The organism is Pedobacter sp. SYSU D00535 (assembly GCF_017355855.1).
In the GTDB taxonomy this organism is placed as follows: domain Bacteria; phylum Bacteroidota; class Bacteroidia; order Sphingobacteriales; family Sphingobacteriaceae; genus Desertivirga.
Window position 1 is genome coordinate 13,943 of record NZ_JAFEWD010000018.1, and the last position, 20,928, is coordinate 34,870.

A 20,928-nucleotide genomic window follows, 5' to 3' on the forward strand; every position below is an offset into this window, starting at 1 on the left:
ACTATAAATCTTAATTTCGCCGTCCTCGCAGTTCCTTGATCAGCTGTTCCCGAAAATCCCGCTCCGCTTGGAAAACGAGCGCTACTTTTGACGCCGGCAGCACTTCTGAAAATTCTTTTTTATATTTTTTTCTAATGTTCAAAATCTGGGTTTCGTACTTCAATTCGTCTACAGTAGCGCCGCTTTTACGTTCTTTGTTACGCTGCTTTATCACCTCCCGCATTTCTCTCTCATAATTGTGGTATACCGGCCAAAAACGCTGAGCTTCTTCAGCGCTTAAATCTAACTTGTTGGTAATATACCCCACTTTAACTGCCTCTAATTGCTTGCCCTGCTGTGCAAGAGCAGGAATACTAAAAATGAGTGCCGTTAAAATGGTAAAAAACAATCTTTTCATCTCTCAAACTTCTTATAATGTTGAATTCAAATATTCTTCAATTTCTTTTTCAGGAACTTCTAATCCAACGCTCCCCTTGCCATCTCCAGCCTCTGATAAGTGTTCTACAATCATGGTTCCATCGCCCGGTGCACTATAGGCCTGCAAGTATTGCACAATCTCTTCTTCTGGAATATGAGATAGTTCTGCCTCTGCCGCCGGCGAGTTCTGCCGGTTGTTGTTCATAAACACTCCCACACCGATCACAGCTGTAATACAAGCCGCTGCAGCGTACTTTATCCAGGTAGGAAAAAGCCGCTTAACTTTTGCCTCCTGTTGCATCGGTACGGCTGTTGTTTGAGCCAGTATCCGCTGCTCCAAATTATCAAAGTACCCCTCCGGAATATCAAACCCTTCTGCAGGGATCTGTTCTTTCATCTGCGCCAGTTTTACCGATAGATGAATACGTTCTTCCAGCGACAAAAAGTAATCCTCAGGAACAGTCAGACCACTAGCAGTATCCGATGCTGTTATATTTTCTATGTTAATTCTGGCTTGTAATTGTTCTGATAAAGTATCAAAATAATTTTCAGGCACAGTAAATGGATTTGATCTCTCCATTGCTGCCAGCTTTGGTGCCTCAGTCCTCCAATCCTCGTTCATACTTTGCAAATCCATATAATTACTGAATGCTTCAAACTGTGATGGTTTAATCGTTATTTAACAAAAAACTCTCTATTTTCTTCACCGCCAAATGGAAGGAAGCTTTCAATGCTCCAACACTGGTTCCGGTGATCTCAGAGATTTCCTCATACTTCAAATCGTCATAATATTTCATGTTGAACACCAGGCGTTGCTTCTCCGGTAAGGTTAAAAGCGCCTTTTGAAGCTTCATCTGGATCTTATCCCCGTTGAAGTAGCTGCTTTCTGTAAGATTGTCCGCCAGATTATATACATCATCGAGCGGGACGTTGTTCTTCTGTTTCTTCTTGTTTAAAAAAGTAATAGATTCATTGGTTGCAATGCGATAAAGCCAGGTGTAAAGTTGAGAGTCATTGCGGAAATTTCCCAGGTATTTCCATACTTTCACAAATACATCCTGCACCAGGTCATCCGCATCGTCATGATCGATTACCATTCTGCGAATGTGCCAATAAATCTTTTGTTGGTACTTCTTTAATAATAGGCTGAAGGCTTCACTGCGGGTTTGTTCGTTCGCAAATTTTTCTAATATTTCTGAATCTTCAACCTGCTTCATGAATGTGTTTTAGAATAAAACCTCAACTTTTCCAAATTAGTTTGTGATGTAAAATTAAGAGGAACAATATAAATTCAGTGCTCAGACCGAGATATTTAGCGCAGGTTTAATTAACGGTGAACTTTTGTTCCTTAAAAAAGGCTATCGTAGCGTCGCAAACTTCCTGTAATTTTTTGGGAAGAGTAGGCTCTGGCCAGGGATGACGTGCATTGAACACATGATCTGCTCCCGCGATCTCTAAAAATTCAGCCTCTGTTTTCTGCGCTGCCAGTTGCGCTGCCTCGGCTATCGCTACGCTCTGATCATCCGTACCGTGTAGAATAAGCCAAGGCCGTTCGATCCGGCTTGCAGCCGAAGAAATATCAAGCCTTTGGACGTTTTCTTCCAGGTCACGCAACAAGCCGATATTCAGGGGCATCTCCTGATTCGTGCGCGCATTTTTAACATGTATCACGCCATTTTTTCTCCATTCCCCTTCCTTTTCTACTGGCCACAAATTTCTGAAGTTACTGATGGAGGCCCAGGTTACTAGTCGGGTGATTCTTGGGTCTTCTGCTGTTTTGATAATACTGATGCCACCACCACGACTGTGTCCGATTAGAAAAAGATATTCAGGAGTTGCGAATTCACTTCCGCTCATCGTAAACGAAATAACCTGATCCAGGTCGTAAAGTTCTTTGCTGAACGTGTTCTCGCCGAAGGCCTCAAGGTCATCAAATCGGTCTGTCTCCGCCCTGCTTATCCCATTGTGCGAGAAATTGAACTTAAGAAAGCCCAGACCACGTCGGGCAAAATACTTAGCAGTTACATCGTGTGTGCCCCAATCTTTAAATCCCTTAAATCCGTGAACAAATATTACCATGCAAGAGGAAGCGGCAGAAGGGGTGAAATCAATGTCTATTGTTTTACCGGCCGCCCCTTCAATACTAAAGGATGATTTTGTCATACAGCAGTGCAGTCGCTGAGTATATCCTGCATGTTTTTAACAAAGTCGGGACCTGCAGGTTTGAAGAAACCTTCTTCAGCAGCAGATACCGCTTTCAATGACCTTTGTAGAACCTCTTTCCCTTTTTCAGTAAGAATAACCAGCTTCGCCCGGGCATCGCCCGAAAGTTTATCCCGTTCAATAAATTGCTTTTTTTCCAGGCTTGAAAGAATTCTTGAAGTCATCATGCGGTCAATTCTGGAGAACCTGGCTACCTGGTGCTGATACACATGTTTATTTTTCAGCGTTAAGCTTTCGCTGATAAACAGTACGATGAACTGTGTGTAAGTAAGGTCGAAGGAAGAAAGCGCCTGGTTCACCGAGCGCTGCCAGCACATTTCGATCTGCCATAACAAAAATCCGGGAGCGCTTTCAACGTTATCAAACAAGGGTGTTAGGGACGAATCTCTGGTCATTTCAAAATCGCGATACAAGCAAAATTATAGTCAAATAAAACAAAATTTATTTTTTTAGGACAATTTTTAAATTACTTTTTTAAATCCTGACGATTGTTATCTAACTATGTGGTCCTGGTCATTTTTCTATTTATAAGCTTTCTAAATGGAAGCGTTTGACAAAGTAATGACAGCCTGAGGTGCTCTATTACTTACTTTTGTTGCGGGTTTTTTAAAAGATATATCAAGCGTTGAAACACTTAAAAGTCTTAGCATTTACTCACCAGCGGATAGATTTAAAGGAGTTGGGGAAATTAGTAATCTGTAATCAGACGCTGGTTAGCAGGTTAAGTCAGGTTAGGGAGAGGTTTGATATTGCTGAGATATTTTACATCGGAACATGTAATCGTGTCGAGTTTGTATTCACTACTTGTCACGATATCACACCAGTTTTTGTTAAAAACTTCCTTCGTGCGCTGGAGTTCTGTATCCCAGACGATAAAATAGATGCCTTTGTTAGCAAAGCTTACGTGTACGAGGATGTGGAGGCATTTAATCACCTGCTCAGGGTATCCTGTTCGCTTGAAAGTCTAGTGGTAGGAGAGAAGGAGATTCTTGCTCAGGTTAGGAAGGGGTATGAGACGTGTCGAAAGGCGGGGTTCACGGGTGATTATCTTCGCTTGGTGATGAATCAGGTAGTTAAGGCTGCTAAAGAAGTGTACACGCAGACTAAAATATCTAAAAACCCGATCTCCGTTGTTTCCTTAGCTTACCGAAAGCTTCACGAATTAAAAATGTGCTCCAATTCCCGGATTCTTATCATTGGGGCCGGTGAAACGAATAAGAATATTTCCAAGTATCTTCAGAAGCACAAATACTCAAACTTTACAATTTTCAACCGCACCTTGTCAAAGGCGCAGGACTTGGCACGTGATTTGAACGGTGAGGCCTATGGCCTTGAGGAGCTTTCGAATTATAAGAAAGGCTTTGATGTTATTGTTACATGTACGAGCGCAGTTGAGCCAATAATAACAAATGAGATTTATCAGTCATTGCTAAATGGCGATACGGATAAGAAGGTAATTGTAGATCTCGCTATTCCAAATGATACAAGTGCGGAGGTGTTGGATAATAACCTGGTGCACTTTATTGAAGTAAGAAGTCTGCAGGAGATTGCAAACCGAAACATGCAGGAGCGGTATCAGGAATTGGTACACGCTGAACTAATAATAGATCGAAATATTGACGAGTTTATGCCCCTGTTGAAGCAGCGTAGAATTGAGTTGGCTATGCGGGAAGTTCCAATGAAAATCAAGGAAATCCGTAGTGTTGCTGTCAATTCTGTGTTTGCTGATGATATCCAGAAGCTAGATACTGATTCTCGTGAAGTTCTCGAGAAAATCATGAATTACATGGAGAAGAAGTACATCAGCGTGCCGATGGTAATGGCAAAAGAAATACTTGTTAATAATAGTTAGTTTCTTTCTCTTCGTTTGCAAAATCGCTTGATTATTTTTGCAAGGGCTAAATTTTCATTGTGGATAGAAAAATTGTTATAGGTACCCGTGGGAGCGAGCTGGCTCTGTGGCAGGCTAACTTTGTTAAAGACAAACTAGCTGAAATCGGTGTAGACTCAGAACTAAAAATCATAAAAACTCAGGGCGATAGCATTCTTAACCTGAGACTCGATAAACTGGAAGGCAAGGGGTTTTTCACTAAAGAACTCGAAGAGGCTCTCTTATCCGGTGCCATTGATGTTGCCGTACACTCTCATAAAGACCTTCCAACACAAAACCCACCGGGACTAATTATTGCTGCCGTTTCTGAAAGAGAAGACCCGCATGAGCTTCTGCTGATATTAAAAGATTGCGTGGATGTAAAGCAGAAATTGTCCGTGAAATTTGGTGGGATGGTAGGCACTTCCTCCAACAGACGGAAAGCTCAACTTTTGTCGGTACGTCCGGATCTGGAAATTGAAGATCTCCGCGGTAACGTTCCTACTCGGATTCAAAAGCTTCGGGATGAAGACTATGATGCTATCATGATTGCCAAAGCAGGAGTGCAGCGTCTGGGTATTGACCTGAGCGAGTTCTATGTAGAGGAGCTCGAACCTATGGAGTTTATTCCAGCACCTGCGCAAGGAGTATTAGCGATACAGATTCGGGAAAATGACCGACCTTTATTCGATAAGCTGCAGGCATTGCATAATAAACAGGTAGCTGATGAGATATCTGTAGAGCGGAAAGTTTTAAACATGTTCAACGGAGGTTGTCACTTGCCTTTAGGTTGCTATTGCAGAAAGGAGAATGGCAAGTTTCAGGTGTGGACATCTAAGGCGGAGACGGAAGAAAGTTTCCCTGACCGGCACTTCATCGAGTCAGAAACGCTCGATGGTCTGGCCGAAAAAATTGTAGGTAAGTTTTCAGAAGGCCGTAAGTTTCCTGGTAGTGTTTTTATCACCAGGGAAGTATCGGAGTCCAGCTATCTACGTAAAGCACTTCAAAAACACAATATCAGGCTAGAAGGAAGGTCGCTCATCCGAACGTTCCCTATCATCAACAGGCTTGATCCTTATATATTGCGGAATATTGACTGGATATTCTTTAGCAGTAAGAATGCTATTGAGTATTTTTTCAAACTGGAGCCGGAGATAGTAAAGAAAACCCGGTTTGGGGTGATTGGGAGGGCATCAGAAGAAGTATTAAGAAGGTTCGGCAGACGCCCTGACTTCAACGGGGAAGAAGGTGGAATTGACACAGCAGACATAGCTCAAGAATTTGCCGCTATTGCAAATGGTAGCACAGTGTTGTTCCCAGGGGCAAAAGAATCGTTAAGGACGGTTCAGAAGGCCATGTCGCCAGAAACTAAAGTCATTGACCTTCCGGTATATGAGACGGTCATGGAGGAGCACGTGGAACAATCCCTTGCGGATGTCCTCATTTTTACTAGTCCATCTAATGTAGAGGCATATTTTGTTCATCACCTGTTGGAGCCGGGACAAAAAGTGATCTGTATAGGCCGTTCAACCGGCAAAAAGTTCGACGAGATGGGCGTGAAATACGTCCTTCCATATTCTCCTGACGAGATTGGACTGGCAGAGGCAGTTTTCGGCCTGTAACTTGCTAGGCCGTCATAGCATTAAAAATAATTTAGAGATATCAGGATCTGCCTTGGGCAGATCTATAAATTCCTCCAGATGGAGGAGGGGGGCCAGATGTTAATTAGACCAAGAAGATTACGAAAAACCCCTTTAGTGCGGGAAATGGTAGCAGAAACACGTCTTTCAAAAGACATGTTCGTGTACCCATACTTTGTAGTACCCGGTAAAAACGTCACTCACGGGATCGATGCGATGCCCGGCGTAAGTCATTTCTCCGCTGATACCCTGGTAAAAGACGTGGAAAAATCGTTAAAGCTGGGCCTTAATAAGGTGTTGTTGTTCGGTGTAGGCGAGGATAAATGTGAGGATGCCAGTTCAGCGTATAGCGAAAACTCTGTTGTTGCTAACGCGGTTCGGGAATTGAAAGCTGCTTTCGGAGAAGATCTTTACGTTATTACGGATGTATGTACCTGTGCGTATACTACTCACGGGCACTGCGGGATCATGCACAACGACTACGTACATAACGACGAGACGGTAGAAGTGCTTGCTAAAATGGCTCTTACACATGCCCAGGCCGGTGCGGATATGATTGCGCCATCTGATATGATGGACGGCCGCATTCTTGGTATCCGGCAAAAGCTGGATGCTAACAATATGGAGAATACAGCCATCATGAGTTATAGCGTCAAATTCGCTTCCGCTTATTATGGCCCATTTAGAGAGGCCGCTGATTCTGCTCCCAACAAAGGGGACCGAAAGGCATATCAGATGGATTATCGTAATCCGAACGAAACACTAAGAGAGGCTATCCTGGATGAAGATGAGGGTGCTGATGTACTGATGGTGAAACCGGCTCTTGCCTATCTTGATATCATTCATCGCCTGAGGAATAACACTAATTTGCCGGTAGCTTGTTATAACGTTTCCGGCGAATATTCAATGGTGAAAGCCGCTGCTCAAGCCGGCTGGATCGATGAACAGAAGGTGACGATGGAGAATATGTATGCCTTTGCTCGCGCTGGCGCTAATATTATCATCACCTATCATGCAAGGGAAATCCTTGAAAAAGGCTGGATGTAAATATCCGAAGCCCGAATTATAAACAAGCTAGCTTAAAGTCTAAACTTTAACCAAGATATAATGCTCGACTCTCTCAAAAAAATATTCAATTCTGAGGACGAAAAAATGGTTTCTAATACTGGTAAACCTGATATATCCCGCGAGAAATCTGCTGAGCTTTATGAAAAAGCGCAGACTTTTTTTCCGGGTGGGGTTAACTCTCCGGTGAGGGCCTTTCGTTCTGTTTACGGTACGCCCTTATTTATTGAAAAGGGAGATGGTTGCTTCATTTGGGACGCTGACGGTAATCAGTTTATCGACTTCTGCTGCTCCTGGGGACCACTAATCTTAGGTCATAATAATCCAAAGATAAGAGAGAAGGTTGGAGAAGTAATGCAACGGGGAATGAGCTTCGGCGCTCCTACCGCTCTCGAAAACGAGCTGGCCGAGCTAATTCTTAAAAACAACAAACTCATAGAGAAAATTCGGTTTGTAAGTTCAGGAACCGAAGCCGTGATGTCAGCAATCCGCCTGGCCAGAGGGTATACAAAGAGAGACAAAATATTAAAATTTGAGGGTTGCTACCACGGTCATGTAGACTCCTTATTGGTAAAAGCCGGTTCAGGCTTAGTGACTTTCGGCGAAACTTCATCAGCAGGGGTACCCAAATCGTTTGCTGAGGAAACCATCGTAGTTCCTTTGAATGATAGAAACGCGATAGAAGAGGCTTTTCGCCAATTCCCTGATCAAATTGCAGCAATTATCATTGAAGGGGTGCCGGCTAACAACGGCTTGCTCATCCAGGATAAAGAGTTTGTGCAGTTTTTGAGGGAGATTACGTCCAGCAATGGCGCGCTGCTGATATTTGACGAGGTGATAACAGGGTTCAGACTGGGCTTTGAAGGGGCAGCGAAACATTATGACATTAAGCCCGACATCATCACGTATGGTAAAATCTTAGGAGGCGGAATGCCTGTAGGTGCTTATGGCGCCTCGGCAAGCATTATGGGAAACATCTCTCCCGAAGGTCCTGTTTACCAGGCAGGCACGCTTTCAGGTAACCCCGTAGCAATGGCGGCAGGAATCGCCCAGATCTCAGAAGTACTGCGCTCTGGCTTTTATAAAGATCTGAACCGGAAAGCGGAAGAATTTGCAGAGTCGATTCAACGATTCGCATCGGCAAGAAATTACAAATTCAAAGTATTTAATGTAGGCTCCATATTTTGGTTTGCCTTCACTGATAAAGACATCCGTAAAGCTGAAGACATAGATCCTTCAAGCATGGAAAAATTCAAAGTTTTGCACCGTGAGTTGCTCAACCGGGGCATTTATTTAGGTCCTTCCGGCTACGAAGTCGGTTTCGTATCTGCGGCCCATACGAAAACGGAGTTGGAAAAAGCAAAACGTGCGATTTTTGAGGCACTGGACATAGTATTCCGCAGTACAGGGAAAACGCCGTCGGAAGATAGGTAACGTTAATATCGGGCGATTACGAAATGAGAAAACCACTTGTAATATTCTATGCGCTTTCCATCTATGTACTGGTGGAGTTAATCTGGTGGGCCTATCTTCTCATTTCGGTGCAGCCAGAGCGGAAGGGGATGATCCTGGGTGAGGGCGCCGTATTTTTGCTAATCTTTATCAGCGGCGTCTATTATCTTCAGAAAACCTTGAAGAAAGAAAGGAAGCTGCACGAACAACAGAAAAACTTTTTGCTTTCGGTAACACACGAGTTGAAATCGCCCCTGGCTTCAATCAAGTTGTACCTGCAAACAATCTTGAAAAGGGAACTGGACAAAGCGCAGATCCATTCGTTCCTGAATAACTCGTTGAAGGACATTGAACGGCTGGACGATTTGGTGGAGAATATGCTAATTGCAACGCGTATTGAAAACCGGTCCTACTCGTTCCCTAAAGAGGAGTTTAACTTCTCCGAACTGATTCAAAAAGTGGCAGGACGATTGCAAATCCATACCTGCAGTACTCAAATTATTAAAACAAAACTGCAACCAGATGTTGCTATTACCGGTGATAAGTTTGCCCTCACGCTGGTAGTATCCAACTTAATCGAGAATGCTGTTAAATATTCTCCGCCCTGTGCGGAAGTAGAGGTAAGCCTCCTGGAAAAAAATAATACTATTTGTTTGGCTGTTGCCGATAAGGGGATAGGGATTAAAGATGAAGAAAAACTTCGCATATTTGATAAGTTTTACCGTGTAGGAAGCGAAGAGACACGCAAAACAAAGGGTACAGGTCTTGGCTTATACATTGTAAAACAGGTGCTTGAAAACCATCACGCACAAATAAAAGTTAAGAATAATCGTCCTACGGGAAGTATTTTTGAAGTAACCTTTAATTCAAATGGCGGCTAAACAACGTATTTTATTAGTAGAAGATGAAGAACATCTACTCGAAGCAATAAAACTTAATCTGGAGCTTGAAGGCTACAAAGTCACTACCGCAACTGACGGTAAGAAAGCGCTCCGTATTTTCAAGGAAGAACGATTTAATCTGATAGTACTGGACGTTATGTTGCCGGAAATCGACGGCTTCCAGGTCGCAGAAACTATTCGGCTGGAGAATTCGGAGGTTCCGATTATGTTCCTCACGGCAAAGAACACCAATGAGGACCGGGTAACGGGACTAAGAAAAGGTGCCGACGACTATTTGGTAAAACCCTTTAACCTGGAAGAGCTCATCTTACGGGTTAATAACCTGGTAAAAAGAGGGCTAAGCGGCGAAGAAAAGAAGGAGCTGAATACCTACAAAATCGGTGACAAGACCATCTACTTCAACTCTTTCGAGTTGAGGCATGAGGATGGCTCCATTACACCTCTCACGAAAAAAGAGACAATGTTGTTAAAGCTGCTGATAGAACGCAGAAACGAGGCGGTTTCACGCGAGCAGATCTTGGAAACGGTTTGGAATTACGATGTATACCCTTCCACCCGCACCATCGACAACTTTATACTAACCTTCCGGAAGTATTTTGAGCCGGATCAAAAGAATCCTAAATATTTTCATTCTATCCGCGGAGTAGGTTATAAATTTACGGACGCTCAGTAATGCTGAACAAAAACGCCCGGTTTGTAGTGCTGGCACTCGCCGTAGTCCTTCTAATCTGGGTGCTTTCTCAGCGTGTTTATGAAATTGCCGCAATCGTTGGTCTCGGTATTCTTTATCTCGTCTGGAGTCACTTTAGACAGGGTTCGGTAGCCTTAGCCTCCAAAGCGTACCACAACAGAGATTACGAACGGGCAGAGAAGCTACTGTTAGAAACCGCAGATCCGGATAAGCTAGCCAGGAGCAGGCGTGGTTATTACGAGTTTATCATGGGCAACATAGAGCTCAAAAAAGAGCGATTTGATGAAGCTGAAATGCATTTTCAAATAGCCAGTCGCTTTCCGCTAAGAAGCGAGAATGATAAAGGAATAGTGCTGGTGCAGCTGGCTAACCTTAACCTTCGTAAGAAAGAGTTTGAGAAGGCAAAAGCGTACCTGGAGAAGACCAAAGAACTAAAAATTAGTTCCCGAGTTGAAAGTATTGTTAAGAAGATAGAACACGAAATACAAAAATCTAAGTGATAAATAACCAGAAAGACTCGCTGTTTATCAAGGCAGCATTTTCGGAACCTACAGAACGCCCGCCGGTGTGGATGATGCGCCAGGCTGGACGCTTTATGAAAGAATATTGGGAGATTAAAAACAAGTACTCTTTCCTGGAGATGTGCAAGACGCCCGAGATAGCGGCTGATGTAACCATGCTGCCGGTAGATCTTCTTGGCATTGATGCGGCAATTTTATTTTCGGACATTTTGGTAACGGGGGAAGCAATGGGTGGAGACCTGAGTTTCAACCAGGGTGTGGGGCCGCGATTTGCCAATCCGGTAAGAACTAAGGCGGACGTCGAAAACCTGGCTACTGGAGTGAATGACCGGCTTCAGTATGTTGCTGATGCGATTAAGGTAATTCAACAACGTTTGCAGGGAAGCATTCCCCTGATTGGTTTCGCTGGGGCACCCTTTACCGTGATGAGTTACCTGGTGGAAGGCGGGTCGTCAAAAGACTTTAAGCTAACGAAACTGATGCTGCACAATGAGCCTGAGTTGGCGCATCAGCTTTTATCTAAGATTGCAGCCGTAACTACAGATTACCTGAATCTGCAGATCGAAGCAGGTGTTAACGCGCTGCAGATTTTTGACAGCTGGGCCATGGCACTTTCGTGGGATGACTACAATGAATTCTCTCACCGCTATATCCAACAAATCATTGCAGGTTTGAATCGTAAGGATATCCCCGTGATTTCTTTTTGCAAAGGTAGCTCGGTTTTCGCGCCACTGATGGCAGAGGCTAAACCAGACGTAGTTTCAATCGACTGGAACGTGGATCTGTTAGATATGAAACGTCGCTTACCAGCAGGAATAGCGGTACAGGGGAACTTGGACCCACACATCTTATATGCAGATAAGAAAGTGATAAAGGAGAGAATTTACCGGCTTTTCGACCGCATGAAAGGAGAGAATGGCTTTATCTTCAACCTTGGTCACGGAATTATGCCCGACATCCCCTTCGATAACGTGAAGTACGCCATCGAGGTAATTAAAGAGTATAAATAGAACGACTAAGAATATCCGGACTACCAGGAAGTCCAGTAGTCCGGCTTTGCCCTTATGCTATATCTCTACGCTAAATCGGTACACATAATTTTTGTAGTCAGCTGGATGGCCGGGCTCTTCTATATCGTTCGTCTGTTCATCTATCATATAGAAGCGAATGAGCGGCCTGCTGCCGAAAGAGAGATCCTCCAGCGACAGTTTGTGGTGATGCAGCGGAAACTTTGGAATATCATCACCACCCCTGCGATGATTCTTACTATTCTTGCAGGAGCTTATATGGTGTATCTAAATCCCAATTTGCTCCAAGCCGACTGGATGCTGGTGAAGCTTGCCTTTGTGGCAGGCCTTCTTGCCTATCACTTCAAATGCCAGCAAATTATAAATCAGCTAAAAAATGGCATTTATAACTGGACTTCCACAGGACTCAGGATTTGGAATGAAGTAGCAACGATATTCTTAGTCGCGATAGTCTTCACCGTTGTTCTGAAGAGTGCTATCGACTGGTTGTACGGACTGCTTGGACTATTGGCCTTCATTGTAATCATTATGTCGGCGGTCAAAATTTATAAGTACTATCGCTTGAAACAATAGTTAAATACTATGAGTTGTAACCTGGTCGGCAAATGAAAAAGCTCGTACTGTTTTTCTTTTCATTCGTTTATTTTCTTTCCGCAAGCGGGCAGCTTCCTAACGACTCTCTGGAATATCGGATCCGACCAGACACGCTCAAGTCGGGGGATGTTCAACTTAGTCTCTACAACTTCAATTTTCTGCGGAATTACGAATTTTTTAACAACTTTCAGGATGGGTATACCCTTTTCGGGACGCAGTTGGAGCCGCGGTTAGTGTATTATCCCAATTCTAAATTGGTGCTAAGTGCAGGCGTTCATGTTCGGAAAGATTTTGGCAAGCAAGGGATCAATAAAAGTTTTCCACTGTTTACTATTAAGTATCAAAATGGTAACACTGCTCTTATAAATGGAGTGCTGGAAGGCAACATCAACCATCGATTTATCGAGCCGCTTTTTGATTTCGAAAGAAAGATTAGTAACCCCGTTGAGTATGGCACGCAGTTGGTTGTCGATAAACGGACGCTGTTTCTGGATGCCTTTGTCAATTGGAACAAGATGATCGAGCGGAACTCTCCTGAGCAGGAGCAAATATTCGCAGGCGTCTCATCTGATATCGCTATCTACAAGCAAAAGGCTCTGAAAGTCAGCGTTCCCCTACAGGTGTTTGCTTTTCATCAGGGCGGACAAATAGATACAGACCCTGCACCGCTGCAGACCGTGGTGAACGCAGCATTAGGAATAAAATTCCAATGGAACAGGACGGGCTTCCTCAAACACTTAAAAACAGAGAACTACTTCGTCACCTATACCGACCTTTCTCCTCACAAGCAGCAAGTATATAGCAATGGTACCGGCTGGTACTTCAATGCAGGGCTGGGAACCTGGAAGTACGGAAGTCTGCTGCTGTCGTACTGGGAAGGGCACAAATATATATCGCCGGTCGGAATGCCAATATATCAGTCTCTTTCGCGACAAATAAATCATCCGGGCTACTCGGAAGCATTACGGCAACTAGTTTTCCTTCGCTACACCCTGCAGCGACAGCTGGTAGCCAACTTTTATCTCGACTTTAGGGTGGAACCGATTTTTGATTTGAAAAGCCCGGGTTCCAAACCCATGGAGTTTTTCCACTCGCTGTTTCTTGTGTACAAGCAAGATTTCAGGCTTTTCAAAAGAAAGTGACGTTTTTTTCAAAAGCAATGCAACTAAGATCACAATTTTTCCCTCTTATTCCTGAACGTGTATGAATATAAGCCGCAAATTAGCAGTGGACGACTTGCTTGAGGGCTGCCGGCGCGGAGAGCGCAGGGCTCAAGAGCTGTTGTACAAAATGCTCGCATCCAGGATGCTGGGCGTTTGTACCCGATACGCTAAAGATAGGTATGAAGCTGAAGATATGCTTCAAATTGGCTTTGTAAAGGTTTTTCAAAAAGTTAAAGAATTTCGAGGGGAAGGGTCTTTTGAAGGATGGATAAGGCGAATTATGGTTAACTCAGCAATTGAAGTATACCGCAAAAATCAGCGAATGCTGGATGTAGTAGATATCAATGAAGTGTACGATGTTCAGCAAGTGACCTTTGACATGAATGGGTTGGAGACAAAAGACTTGCTGCGGTTGATTCAACAGCTGCCCGCCGGCTACAAACTGGTATTTAACCTTTATGCAATTGAAGGTTATTCGCACAAGGAGATAGCAGATCAGCTTGGGATAACAGAAGGCGCTTCAAAATCGCAGTTATCTAGGGCAAGAGCGGTTCTTAAAGAAAAAATAATGAAACTAGAGGGGAGTAAATATGTCGATCACGTCGGATAAGGAATTTGATAAAGTGTTTAAGGATAGGTTCGATTCGTTTGAACTTGATCCACCTCCTGCAGCCTGGACAGGAATTGTACAAGAGCTGGATAGGGTAAAGTCAAAAAAGCCTTTTCCCTATGTATGGGTAGCAGCCGCGAGTTTAGCAGCGGTATTAACGGCACTTTGGTTTGCGCCTCCTAATGAAGGAATGCGCTTGCATGGAAAGACAGAGGTTCAGCAAGTTCCGGTAGAAGCGAACCGGGAAATACCGGCGGAGGTAACCGAGCCGGAAACTACGCAGATGATGGCCGCGATAACTCCCGTTGAGGAAATAGCAGCGCCGGTACCCGCTCAGATCAAGTCAAAGATTCGCGTTTCAATAGAACCGGAAGGGGCGAAGGTAGAGCGGGAGGAAAGTAGTATTGCGTTAGTAGCAGCAGAAACTGAAGGAGAACGCGCGCCAGAGCTAACAGAAGCTACGGCCCTTCCAGAAGAACGGCCTGCTACTTTTACACAGGCTCGCCCAAGCAGAAAAGAGACGCTTACAATGCTTGCAGCGGCTGAAGAAGCTGAATTGGAGGAGTCGAGAGCCCGGCGTAAAATTAAGTCAGTAGGTGATATTGTAAATTTTGTGGTAGGCAAAGTAGACAAGCGAAAAGATAAGATTATTGAATTTGCCAACGAGGAAGAGGGGAATGTCGTTTCGGGGATCAATTTGGGCTTATTACAGTTTAAAAGCAAAGAGAAATAAATACACTAATAGATGAAAAGCAAAGTTCTGTCAGCTCTTTTTCCTTGTTTATTAATGGGAGCGCTAGCATTTGGAAATGAAGTAGATACCACCAGGAATAAGAATGAGGTGAAAGCCGAACCGGTAGTCAAAGTAGGAGGGTTCAGGGTTCCTACTAATACATCTGATTCCACCAAAAAGGCTTCTTCAAAATTTTCATTCCAGTTAACACTGGCCCGCGTCGATCTTGGCCTGGCCACTTATATGGAAAACGGAAGTTATACCTTGTCGTCTCCTCAGGCGAAAAACCTCGAATATGAGACACTAAAGACGCATAATTTCGGATTTGAGTTTCTCCAAACGGGCTATCGCTTTAACAGCTACTTTAAAATATATCTGGGTGCTGGTTTAGACTGGAATCATATCCGCTTGAAAAACAACGTGACTATTCTTTCAGATCAGCCTGAGCTAACTTTCAAAGAGGAGGATATCGAATTCAAGAAAAATCGGTTTTCAAGTACCTATTTGCGTATTCCTTTATCCTTTCAGTTCAGAACAAAAGATGATCAAAAAGGTAATAAGGTGTACTTCGTGGCAGGACCGGAAGTGGGATTCCTGATTAACGGCAAGACGAAGCAGGTGAGTGAGGAACAAGGGAAAGTGAAGTTTAAAGATGACTTCAATTTCAATCCCTTCCGCTATGGAGCGTTTGCTCGTGTTGGCTATGGTCTTGCGGGCCTTTACGTGAAATATTATGCTAACGACGTTTTTGCCGAGAACCGGGGTCCAAGCGACTTTAAAAATGTGAACTTTGGAATAATGGTTGGCTTTTAGAAAGCATCAATTAATATATACGTTCGCCCTGCAAGGAACTTCTTTGTGGGGCTTTTTTGTGGAGATTTGTTTGGTCTTTAAGCTCACTATGAACATAAGGGTACTTTCATCCTCCGTTTGTGAGTTTCTGCTCGTGAAGGTTCTATTTTATTTAGCGATATTTGTAGGGTCTGTTTAAACACGAAAAGAATTTGGCTGATATATCCTGTGAAGTTTTTGATGAAGATGATCAAATCTATCTTCCAAACATCCCCCAAAATAGAATAATAACCGTCCAAAACGTTACTAAAAAATATTCAGAAGTTCCCTTTTCTGGAGTTGATAACGCCAGTTTTGCTATCGACAAGGGGAAAATTGTAGCAATAGTAGGCGAGAGCGGTAGTGGTAAAAGTACGTTGCTGAAGCTGATCTATGGCTTGATGACTCCCGAGAAGGGGCATGTTTTTTTTCGTTCAGAACTAATAAAGGGTCCCGAGAAGAAACTTATCCCCGGGCACGAAGCAATGAAAATGGTGACCCAGGATTTTAGCCTGAATACTTACGCAAAGGTTTACGACAACATTGCCTCCATGCTGCCTAATACCAATCTGAAGTATAAAGTGGAGAAGACGGAATCCATGTTGCAGCTGCTGAGGATTAGTCATCTTGCTCAAAAGCGGGTAGCCGATTTAAGTGGAGGAGAGCAGCAGCGGGTAGCCATCGCGAAAGCAATCGTTACAGAGCCTGAAGTATTATTGATGGACGAACCCTTCAGTCAGGTAGACACAATGCTTAAAAGCCAGCTTAGAGCTGATTTAAGGAGACTTTCGCATGAACTGGGGATCACTATCCTCATCGTCTCACACGATCCTGTAGATGGTCTTTCTTTAGCCGACGAGCTGGTAGTGATCAGACGGGGTGCAGTGCTCGAAACCGGTAGTCCTGCTGAGCTTTACAATCGTCCTCGCCATTTGTATACCGCAAAGCTCCTTTCAGATTGCAATGTACTGGAAAAGGACGCGGCAGAGAAAATAGGTGTACAAGTCAAAAAAACTGTGGTGGGAATCCGGCTGGAAGATGTTCAGCTGATTGAAAATTTTAGCTCAGGTAAAATGCGGGTAGTAGACAGGTTTTTTAAGGGGTATGGCGAAGAGGTTCTACTAGAGCGATCAGGTGTTTTAATTAGAGCATTGAATCTAGAAGTGGAAAAGTTTCAGGTTGGAGACCTCTTGGATATTGGCGTGAAGAAGGTTCTTAGTTTTGACTAGGTCTTAATAGAGCCAGCTGTTTCAATTGCTGGCTCTATTTTTTTGATATTAATAGCTAGATCCTAAAGGGATTTTGATTCCAAGATTCAAGATGGTATGAAATGGAATAGGATTGCTGCTCTCAGAAGTGTCCCCGGTTCTTGAATTTGTTGAGTTAGAACCGGCAGGTAATGCGATTCCTGCTTGAGCAAATAGCAAAGGAACGCCGACTTTGAACTGAGCGCCTAATCCTGCATTCAAAGTTAGTCCTGACAACTTACCATCAGCTTCCATTTCGAAGTCCATTCCGTTGCCACCTCCGTTACCCTCCATTTTTGTGTTACTGGTGACGAGGGCCGCGCCGACAGGCACGTACAAGCTAAAATTGTCTTCGGTGGTGCCCACTAAGTGGTAAAGTGCACTCAGAGAAAGGGTAGTGAAAGTTGTTTTTGACTCAAACGAGAATCCCTCATCTGAGAATGATTGCTTGATCGGAAAGCCGTAATTGAATCCTAGAACAGCGGTAAGCTTTTCTTTGATGGCATATCCGGCAGTAAATTGAAGCCCAGGAGTAGCTTTGTCAACATCTCCTCCATAAGAAGTATAAGTGCCGCTTAAACCAAGGTTTAGATTAGACAATTGTGCTCGAGTGCCAATAGTGACACCTAGCAATAATGCTACAGAAAGAAAAATTTTTTTCATTGTGATTTATTTAAGTGCCGCGAACTTAAAAAAAAATTAAAACATTTTCTTCTGTATTTTGTATTCGTCACTCCTAAACCAGGTATTCAAAAAGCGTTTGATCTTTATTAATTTCTTTGTAATCGAAATTATGCGCTTCCATTCGTTGAATCAACGCAGCATAATCTTCCGGCGACTTCAATTCGATCCCCACAAAGGCCGGCCCAAATTCCCGGTTCGTCTTTTTAATGAACTCAAATCGGGTAATATCATCATCGGGACCTAAAACCCTGTTGACAAAGGTTTTTAAAGCACCGGGGCGCTGAGGAAAGTTAACTACAAAGTAATGCTTCAGTCCTTCGTACAGCAAAGAGAGTTCTTTAATCTCCTGCATACGCTCAATGTCATTATTTCCCCCGCTGACTACACAAACTACCTTCTTACCTTTAATCCGATAGGCATAATAATCGAGGGCGGCAATAGACAATGCTCCCGCCGGCTCGGCTACAATGGCATCCTGATTATAGAGTCGCAGGATTGTGGCGCAGACTTTCCCTTCGGGAATAAGAGTAATATCGCTTAATACCTCTTTACAGATCGGGTAGGTGAGCTCTCCGGCTCTCCGCACAGAGGCTCCGTCGACAAAGCGGTTGATATGATCCAACGTTACCGGTCCATCCGCTTCAAAAGCTTTCTTCATCGAAGGAGCGCCTTCTGGTTCCACTCCAAAGATCTCGATGGCGGGATTCGCCTGCTTCATATAACTTCCCGCTCCGGCAGCCAGTCCGCCGCCGCCTAGTGGGACAATCACCACCTCCGTCTCGGGAAGATCGGTCAATATTTCTACGCCCACTGTCCCTTGTCCCTCAATGATCTTGTAGTTGTCAAAAGGAGGGATGAAGGTCAATTCATTCGCAGTGGTATAAGCAAGTGCTTCCCGAAGACAGTCATCAAAGGTATCACCAACCAGGATAATATCGATCATCCCATCCCCGAACATCTTCGTCTGGTTGATTTTCTGCTTCGGCGTGATCTCCGGCATGAAAATAACCCCTCTGGTATTGAGTTTTCTGCAAGAAAAGGCAACACCCTGCGCATGGTTGCCAGCACTCGCACAGACCACCCCTTTCAAGAGCTGTTCAGTACTTAGCTGACTGATCATGTTGTAAGCCCCTCTAAGCTTGTAGGAACGCACCACCTGTAAATCTTCCCGCTTTAGATAGACCTCGCAGTCGTACTTCTCCGACAGCCATTGGTTATGTTGCAAAGGCGTTTTTTTGATTACCTTTTTAAGTCGCGCTAAAGCGCTTATATAATTTAATTCTGATTTGTAGTTGCTCATATAGGGAGCTGGGTTGTATTCTATCGGAGAGGTGAAAGAACTCATTCCTCCATTTGTCTCAGTATCTGCTGTATTTGTTCTTTAAGCGCTGGTAATTCCTGCCTGACAATATTCCACACAATCTCGTAATCAATGCCAAAGTACTCGTGGGTAATAATGTTCCTAGTTCCTTTTATTTGTCTCCAAGCCACTTCCTTGTTAAGGCTCTTTGTCTCGGCGCTTAAGTTTGCAGTAGCTTCTCCTATGATAACTATTTGCATTAAAGTAGCGCTCTTGACTAAAGAGTTGCTAAGGAACTCGTCCCGCGTCAAATTTGTCAAGTAAAGTTCGATGTCAAGGATGGCATCAATTATGTGCAGTAGCCGCACACGATCGCTCAGCTTATTATTTCTCATAAATAAGCTTTTTCTCCTGGTCGATAAGAGGCGAGATATACTTAGATAGCCCTCCCGTAGATACGACATCGACTTTTTTATTTAAAACTTTTTCCAGTTCCTCTTTCATGCCGTAGAAGTTCCAGCTTACGCCTTTCGAATAGTCTAGCTCCACCAAAATGTCCACATCACTACTTTCGTCGGCGTCTCCTCTCGAATAAGAACCAAATAAAAAGGCTTTCCGTACAGGTTTTGTACTGAAGAACTGTCTGATTAAATTCAAATCGTTCGCACCGAGGGTCATAGCTGCAAAAATAAGAATATGTATTGAAAGAGTGATAGCCCGCCGGATAACAGTGAAAGTTGGGCAAGGTTCTTTGTAAGAAACAGATACCCGAATAAAAAACCCCATTACCATTCGGTAACAGGGTCATATAATCGAGGCAAAAAATTGTGTTAAACGTTAGTAGCAAGCCAGTCGCCTACTTCGCTTGTCTTGTAAGCTTTACCTTCTTTGCCTGCAAGATCTTCAGTAACGATCCCTTCAGCTAAAGACTTGTTTACCACTGCTCTGATTGCTTCTGCTTCTTCTTTCAATCCGAATGCATCTTCAAACATCATGGCAGCAGAAAGAACAGTAGCAAGAGGGTTGGCGATGTCTTTGCCAGCTGCCTGAGGATATGAACCGTGGATCGGCTCGTATAGGGAAGTATGAACACCCTTAGATGCGGATGGCATCAATCCCATAGAACCAGAGATCACCGAAGCTTCGTCAGTTAGAATGTCACCAAAAAGGTTTTCAGTGATAATCACATCGTAAGAGCTAGGCCATTGCACCAAACGCATCGCCACTGCATCCACAAATTCGTAAGAAACCTGTACTTCCGGATAATCTTTTTCCATATCCTGTACGGTTTCTCTCCATAAACGGGAGCTCTCCAAAACGTTAGCTTTATCCACACAGCAAAGTTTTTTGCTGCGGGTCATCGCCATCTCAAAGCCTAACTTTGCAAGGCGCTGAATCTCTTCACGTGTGTATGTACAAGTGTCAAAAGCAGTGTTTCCATCGTCTTTCCGGCCTCTTTCACCGAAATAGATGCCGCCAGTCAGTTCACGTAAGATGATCAGATCAGTACCTTCAATCCGTTCTCTTTTCAGAGGGGAGTTGTCGATCAGGGAAGGGAAAGTGAAGGTAGGACGAACATTTGCGTACAGTCCCAGTTTCTTACGCATTTTCAATAATCCCTGCTCCGGACGAACCGTTGCTTTTGGATCGTTATCAAAACGGGGGTGACCGATAGCTCCGAAAAGCACCGCGTCAGCAGCCATACAAATTTCGTGGGTTGAATCTGGATAAGGCTCGCCAACCGCGTCAATTGCAGCCGCACCGGTTAAACCTTCTGTCCAGTTAACTTCGTGACCGAACTTTACAGCCACAGCGTCTACAACTTTAACCGCCTGATTGATCACCTCAGGACCTATTCCATCTCCTGCTAAAAGAGCGATGTTAAGTTTCATGTTGTTTTATAAGGGTTTTTATTATGATTTAATTTGTTTCTGTTTCAATTTGAAAACCAGCTTTC

The 20,928-nt window shown here is 43.9% G+C and carries 24 protein-coding genes; 14 read left to right on the forward strand and 10 right to left on the reverse strand.

Annotated elements, in window-relative coordinates; all coding sequences use genetic code 11:
- Positions 1 to 10: 10 nt before the first annotated feature.
- From J4N23_RS20465 to J4N23_RS20485, 5 genes are all read right to left on the reverse strand, one after another.
- Complete coding sequence (locus J4N23_RS20465; RefSeq protein ID WP_207429715.1) at positions 11 to 397, reverse strand: hypothetical protein; 387 nt, start codon at positions 395 to 397, stop codon at positions 11 to 13.
- 12 nt (positions 398 to 409) lie between these two features.
- Positions 410 to 1,039, reverse strand: a complete 630-nt coding sequence (locus J4N23_RS20470; protein ID WP_207429716.1) for a hypothetical protein — start codon at positions 1,037 to 1,039, stop codon at positions 410 to 412.
- Positions 1,040 to 1,085: 46 nt separating this feature from the next.
- Positions 1,086 to 1,634, reverse strand: a complete 549-nt coding sequence (locus J4N23_RS20475; protein ID WP_207429717.1) for an RNA polymerase sigma factor — start codon at positions 1,632 to 1,634, stop codon at positions 1,086 to 1,088.
- A gap of 106 nt (positions 1,635 to 1,740) precedes the next feature.
- The gene (locus J4N23_RS20480; RefSeq protein ID WP_207429718.1) at positions 1,741 to 2,580 is read right to left on the reverse strand and encodes a S9 family peptidase; all 840 of its coding nucleotides are present in this window, start codon (positions 2,578 to 2,580) and stop codon (positions 1,741 to 1,743) included.
- Entirely contained in the window at positions 2,577 to 3,035 is a 459-nt protein-coding gene (locus J4N23_RS20485) for a MarR family winged helix-turn-helix transcriptional regulator (RefSeq protein WP_207429719.1), read from the reverse strand. Before J4N23_RS20485 ends, J4N23_RS20480 begins: the two co-directional genes overlap by 4 nt.
- 230 nt (positions 3,036 to 3,265) lie before the next feature.
- On the opposite strand from J4N23_RS20485, the gene hemA reads away from it, so the two are divergent.
- The 14 genes from hemA to J4N23_RS20555 all read left to right on the forward strand — a co-directional run bounded on the left by hemA (position 3,266) and on the right by J4N23_RS20555 (position 16,969).
- Positions 3,266 to 4,492 carry a glutamyl-tRNA reductase gene (gene hemA / locus J4N23_RS20490; RefSeq protein WP_207429720.1) on the forward strand — a complete coding sequence of 409 codons (1,227 nt, stop codon included), beginning with the start codon at positions 3,266 to 3,268 and terminating at the stop codon, positions 4,490 to 4,492.
- Between the two features lie 59 nt (positions 4,493 to 4,551).
- Positions 4,552 to 6,132, forward strand: a complete 1,581-nt coding sequence (gene hemC, locus J4N23_RS20495) for a hydroxymethylbilane synthase (RefSeq protein WP_207429721.1) — start codon at positions 4,552 to 4,554, stop codon at positions 6,130 to 6,132.
- Positions 6,133 to 6,228: 96 nt separating this feature from the next.
- Complete coding sequence (gene hemB, locus J4N23_RS20500) at positions 6,229 to 7,197, forward strand: porphobilinogen synthase (protein ID WP_207429746.1); 969 nt, start codon at positions 6,229 to 6,231, stop codon at positions 7,195 to 7,197.
- A gap of 60 nt (positions 7,198 to 7,257) precedes the next feature.
- Positions 7,258 to 8,649: a glutamate-1-semialdehyde 2,1-aminomutase gene (gene hemL, locus J4N23_RS20505; RefSeq protein WP_207429722.1), complete on the forward strand. Its 1,392-nt coding sequence runs from the start codon at positions 7,258 to 7,260 to the stop codon at positions 8,647 to 8,649.
- A 23-nt stretch (positions 8,650 to 8,672) separates the two neighbouring features.
- A complete protein-coding gene (locus J4N23_RS20510) occupies positions 8,673 to 9,548 on the forward strand; it encodes a cell wall metabolism sensor histidine kinase WalK (protein ID WP_207429723.1) in 876 nt (291 codons plus the stop codon).
- Positions 9,538 to 10,242 (forward strand): response regulator transcription factor, encoded by a 705-nt coding sequence (locus J4N23_RS20515; protein WP_207429724.1) that lies wholly within the window; start codon positions 9,538 to 9,540, stop codon positions 10,240 to 10,242. Before J4N23_RS20510 ends, J4N23_RS20515 begins: the two co-directional genes overlap by 11 nt.
- A complete protein-coding gene (locus J4N23_RS20520) occupies positions 10,242 to 10,760 on the forward strand; it encodes a hypothetical protein (protein WP_242689312.1) in 519 nt (172 codons plus the stop codon). Before J4N23_RS20515 ends, J4N23_RS20520 begins: the two co-directional genes overlap by 1 nt.
- Positions 10,757 to 11,791, forward strand: coding sequence for a uroporphyrinogen decarboxylase (gene hemE, locus J4N23_RS20525; protein WP_207429725.1), 1,035 nt, complete (start codon positions 10,757 to 10,759; stop codon positions 11,789 to 11,791). The genes J4N23_RS20520 and hemE overlap by 4 nt, the downstream gene beginning before the upstream one ends.
- Positions 11,792 to 11,845: 54 nt before the next feature.
- Positions 11,846 to 12,382 (forward strand): CopD family protein, encoded by a 537-nt coding sequence (locus tag J4N23_RS20530; RefSeq protein ID WP_207429726.1) that lies wholly within the window; start codon positions 11,846 to 11,848, stop codon positions 12,380 to 12,382.
- A 32-nt stretch (positions 12,383 to 12,414) separates the two neighbouring features.
- On the forward strand, positions 12,415 to 13,545 hold the full coding sequence (locus J4N23_RS20535; protein ID WP_207429727.1) for a hypothetical protein: 1,131 nt from the start codon (positions 12,415 to 12,417) through the stop codon (positions 13,543 to 13,545).
- Positions 13,546 to 13,606: 61 nt separating this feature from the next.
- Entirely contained in the window at positions 13,607 to 14,176 is a 570-nt protein-coding gene (locus tag J4N23_RS20540; RefSeq protein ID WP_207429728.1) for an RNA polymerase sigma factor, read from the forward strand.
- A complete protein-coding gene (locus tag J4N23_RS20545; protein ID WP_207429729.1) occupies positions 14,157 to 14,909 on the forward strand; it encodes a hypothetical protein in 753 nt (250 codons plus the stop codon). Before J4N23_RS20540 ends, J4N23_RS20545 begins: the two co-directional genes overlap by 20 nt.
- A gap of 12 nt (positions 14,910 to 14,921) precedes the next feature.
- Positions 14,922 to 15,722 carry an outer membrane beta-barrel protein gene (locus tag J4N23_RS20550; protein WP_207429730.1) on the forward strand — a complete coding sequence of 267 codons (801 nt, stop codon included), beginning with the start codon at positions 14,922 to 14,924 and terminating at the stop codon, positions 15,720 to 15,722.
- Positions 15,723 to 15,913: 191 nt separating this feature from the next.
- Positions 15,914 to 16,969, forward strand: a complete 1,056-nt coding sequence (locus tag J4N23_RS20555) for an ABC transporter ATP-binding protein (RefSeq protein ID WP_207429731.1) — start codon at positions 15,914 to 15,916, stop codon at positions 16,967 to 16,969.
- Positions 16,970 to 17,017: 48 nt separating this feature from the next.
- Here J4N23_RS20555 and J4N23_RS20560 read toward each other — a convergent pair whose 3' ends face one another.
- From J4N23_RS20560 to leuB, 5 genes are all read right to left on the reverse strand, one after another.
- On the reverse strand, positions 17,018 to 17,650 hold the full coding sequence (locus tag J4N23_RS20560) for an outer membrane beta-barrel protein (RefSeq protein WP_207429732.1): 633 nt from the start codon (positions 17,648 to 17,650) through the stop codon (positions 17,018 to 17,020).
- A gap of 73 nt (positions 17,651 to 17,723) precedes the next feature.
- Positions 17,724 to 18,971, reverse strand: coding sequence for a threonine ammonia-lyase IlvA (ilvA, locus tag J4N23_RS20565; RefSeq protein ID WP_207429748.1), 1,248 nt, complete (start codon positions 18,969 to 18,971; stop codon positions 17,724 to 17,726).
- 41 nt (positions 18,972 to 19,012) lie between these two features.
- Complete coding sequence (locus J4N23_RS20570) at positions 19,013 to 19,366, reverse strand: DUF86 domain-containing protein (RefSeq protein WP_207429733.1); 354 nt, start codon at positions 19,364 to 19,366, stop codon at positions 19,013 to 19,015.
- The gene (locus J4N23_RS20575) at positions 19,356 to 19,757 is read right to left on the reverse strand and encodes a nucleotidyltransferase family protein (protein WP_207429734.1); all 402 of its coding nucleotides are present in this window, start codon (positions 19,755 to 19,757) and stop codon (positions 19,356 to 19,358) included. Before J4N23_RS20575 ends, J4N23_RS20570 begins: the two co-directional genes overlap by 11 nt.
- A gap of 44 nt (positions 19,758 to 19,801) precedes the next feature.
- Entirely contained in the window at positions 19,802 to 20,863 is a 1,062-nt protein-coding gene (gene leuB, locus J4N23_RS20580; RefSeq protein ID WP_207429735.1) for a 3-isopropylmalate dehydrogenase, read from the reverse strand.
- Positions 20,864 to 20,928 lie beyond the last annotated feature (65 nt).

Coding starts and splice junctions, on each gene's coding strand:
- J4N23_RS20465 (WP_207429715.1), bottom strand. CDS start 397: ATGAAAAGATTGTTTTTTACCATTTTAACGGCACTCATTTTTAGTATT.
- J4N23_RS20470 (WP_207429716.1), bottom strand. CDS start 1,039: ATGAACGAGGATTGGAGGACTGAGGCACCAAAGCTGGCAGCAATGGAG.
- J4N23_RS20475 (WP_207429717.1), bottom strand. CDS start 1,634: ATGAAGCAGGTTGAAGATTCAGAAATATTAGAAAAATTTGCGAACGAA.
- J4N23_RS20480 (WP_207429718.1), bottom strand. CDS start 2,580: ATGACAAAATCATCCTTTAGTATTGAAGGGGCGGCCGGTAAAACAATA.
- J4N23_RS20485 (WP_207429719.1), bottom strand. CDS start 3,035: ATGACCAGAGATTCGTCCCTAACACCCTTGTTTGATAACGTTGAAAGC.
- hemB (WP_207429746.1), top strand. CDS start 6,229: ATGTTAATTAGACCAAGAAGATTACGAAAAACCCCTTTAGTGCGGGAA.
- hemL (WP_207429722.1), top strand. CDS start 7,258: ATGCTCGACTCTCTCAAAAAAATATTCAATTCTGAGGACGAAAAAATG.
- J4N23_RS20510 (WP_207429723.1), top strand. CDS start 8,673: ATGAGAAAACCACTTGTAATATTCTATGCGCTTTCCATCTATGTACTG.
- J4N23_RS20515 (WP_207429724.1), top strand. CDS start 9,538: ATGGCGGCTAAACAACGTATTTTATTAGTAGAAGATGAAGAACATCTA.
- J4N23_RS20520 (WP_242689312.1), top strand. CDS start 10,242: ATGCTGAACAAAAACGCCCGGTTTGTAGTGCTGGCACTCGCCGTAGTC.
- J4N23_RS20530 (WP_207429726.1), top strand. CDS start 11,846: ATGCTATATCTCTACGCTAAATCGGTACACATAATTTTTGTAGTCAGC.
- J4N23_RS20535 (WP_207429727.1), top strand. CDS start 12,415: ATGAAAAAGCTCGTACTGTTTTTCTTTTCATTCGTTTATTTTCTTTCC.
- J4N23_RS20540 (WP_207429728.1), top strand. CDS start 13,607: ATGAATATAAGCCGCAAATTAGCAGTGGACGACTTGCTTGAGGGCTGC.
- J4N23_RS20545 (WP_207429729.1), top strand. CDS start 14,157: ATGTCGATCACGTCGGATAAGGAATTTGATAAAGTGTTTAAGGATAGG.
- J4N23_RS20550 (WP_207429730.1), top strand. CDS start 14,922: ATGAAAAGCAAAGTTCTGTCAGCTCTTTTTCCTTGTTTATTAATGGGA.
- J4N23_RS20560 (WP_207429732.1), bottom strand. CDS start 17,650: ATGAAAAAAATTTTTCTTTCTGTAGCATTATTGCTAGGTGTCACTATT.
- ilvA (WP_207429748.1), bottom strand. CDS start 18,971: ATGAGCAACTACAAATCAGAATTAAATTATATAAGCGCTTTAGCGCGA.
- J4N23_RS20570 (WP_207429733.1), bottom strand. CDS start 19,366: ATGAGAAATAATAAGCTGAGCGATCGTGTGCGGCTACTGCACATAATT.
- J4N23_RS20575 (WP_207429734.1), bottom strand. CDS start 19,757: ATGGGGTTTTTTATTCGGGTATCTGTTTCTTACAAAGAACCTTGCCCA.
- leuB (WP_207429735.1), bottom strand. CDS start 20,863: ATGAAACTTAACATCGCTCTTTTAGCAGGAGATGGAATAGGTCCTGAG.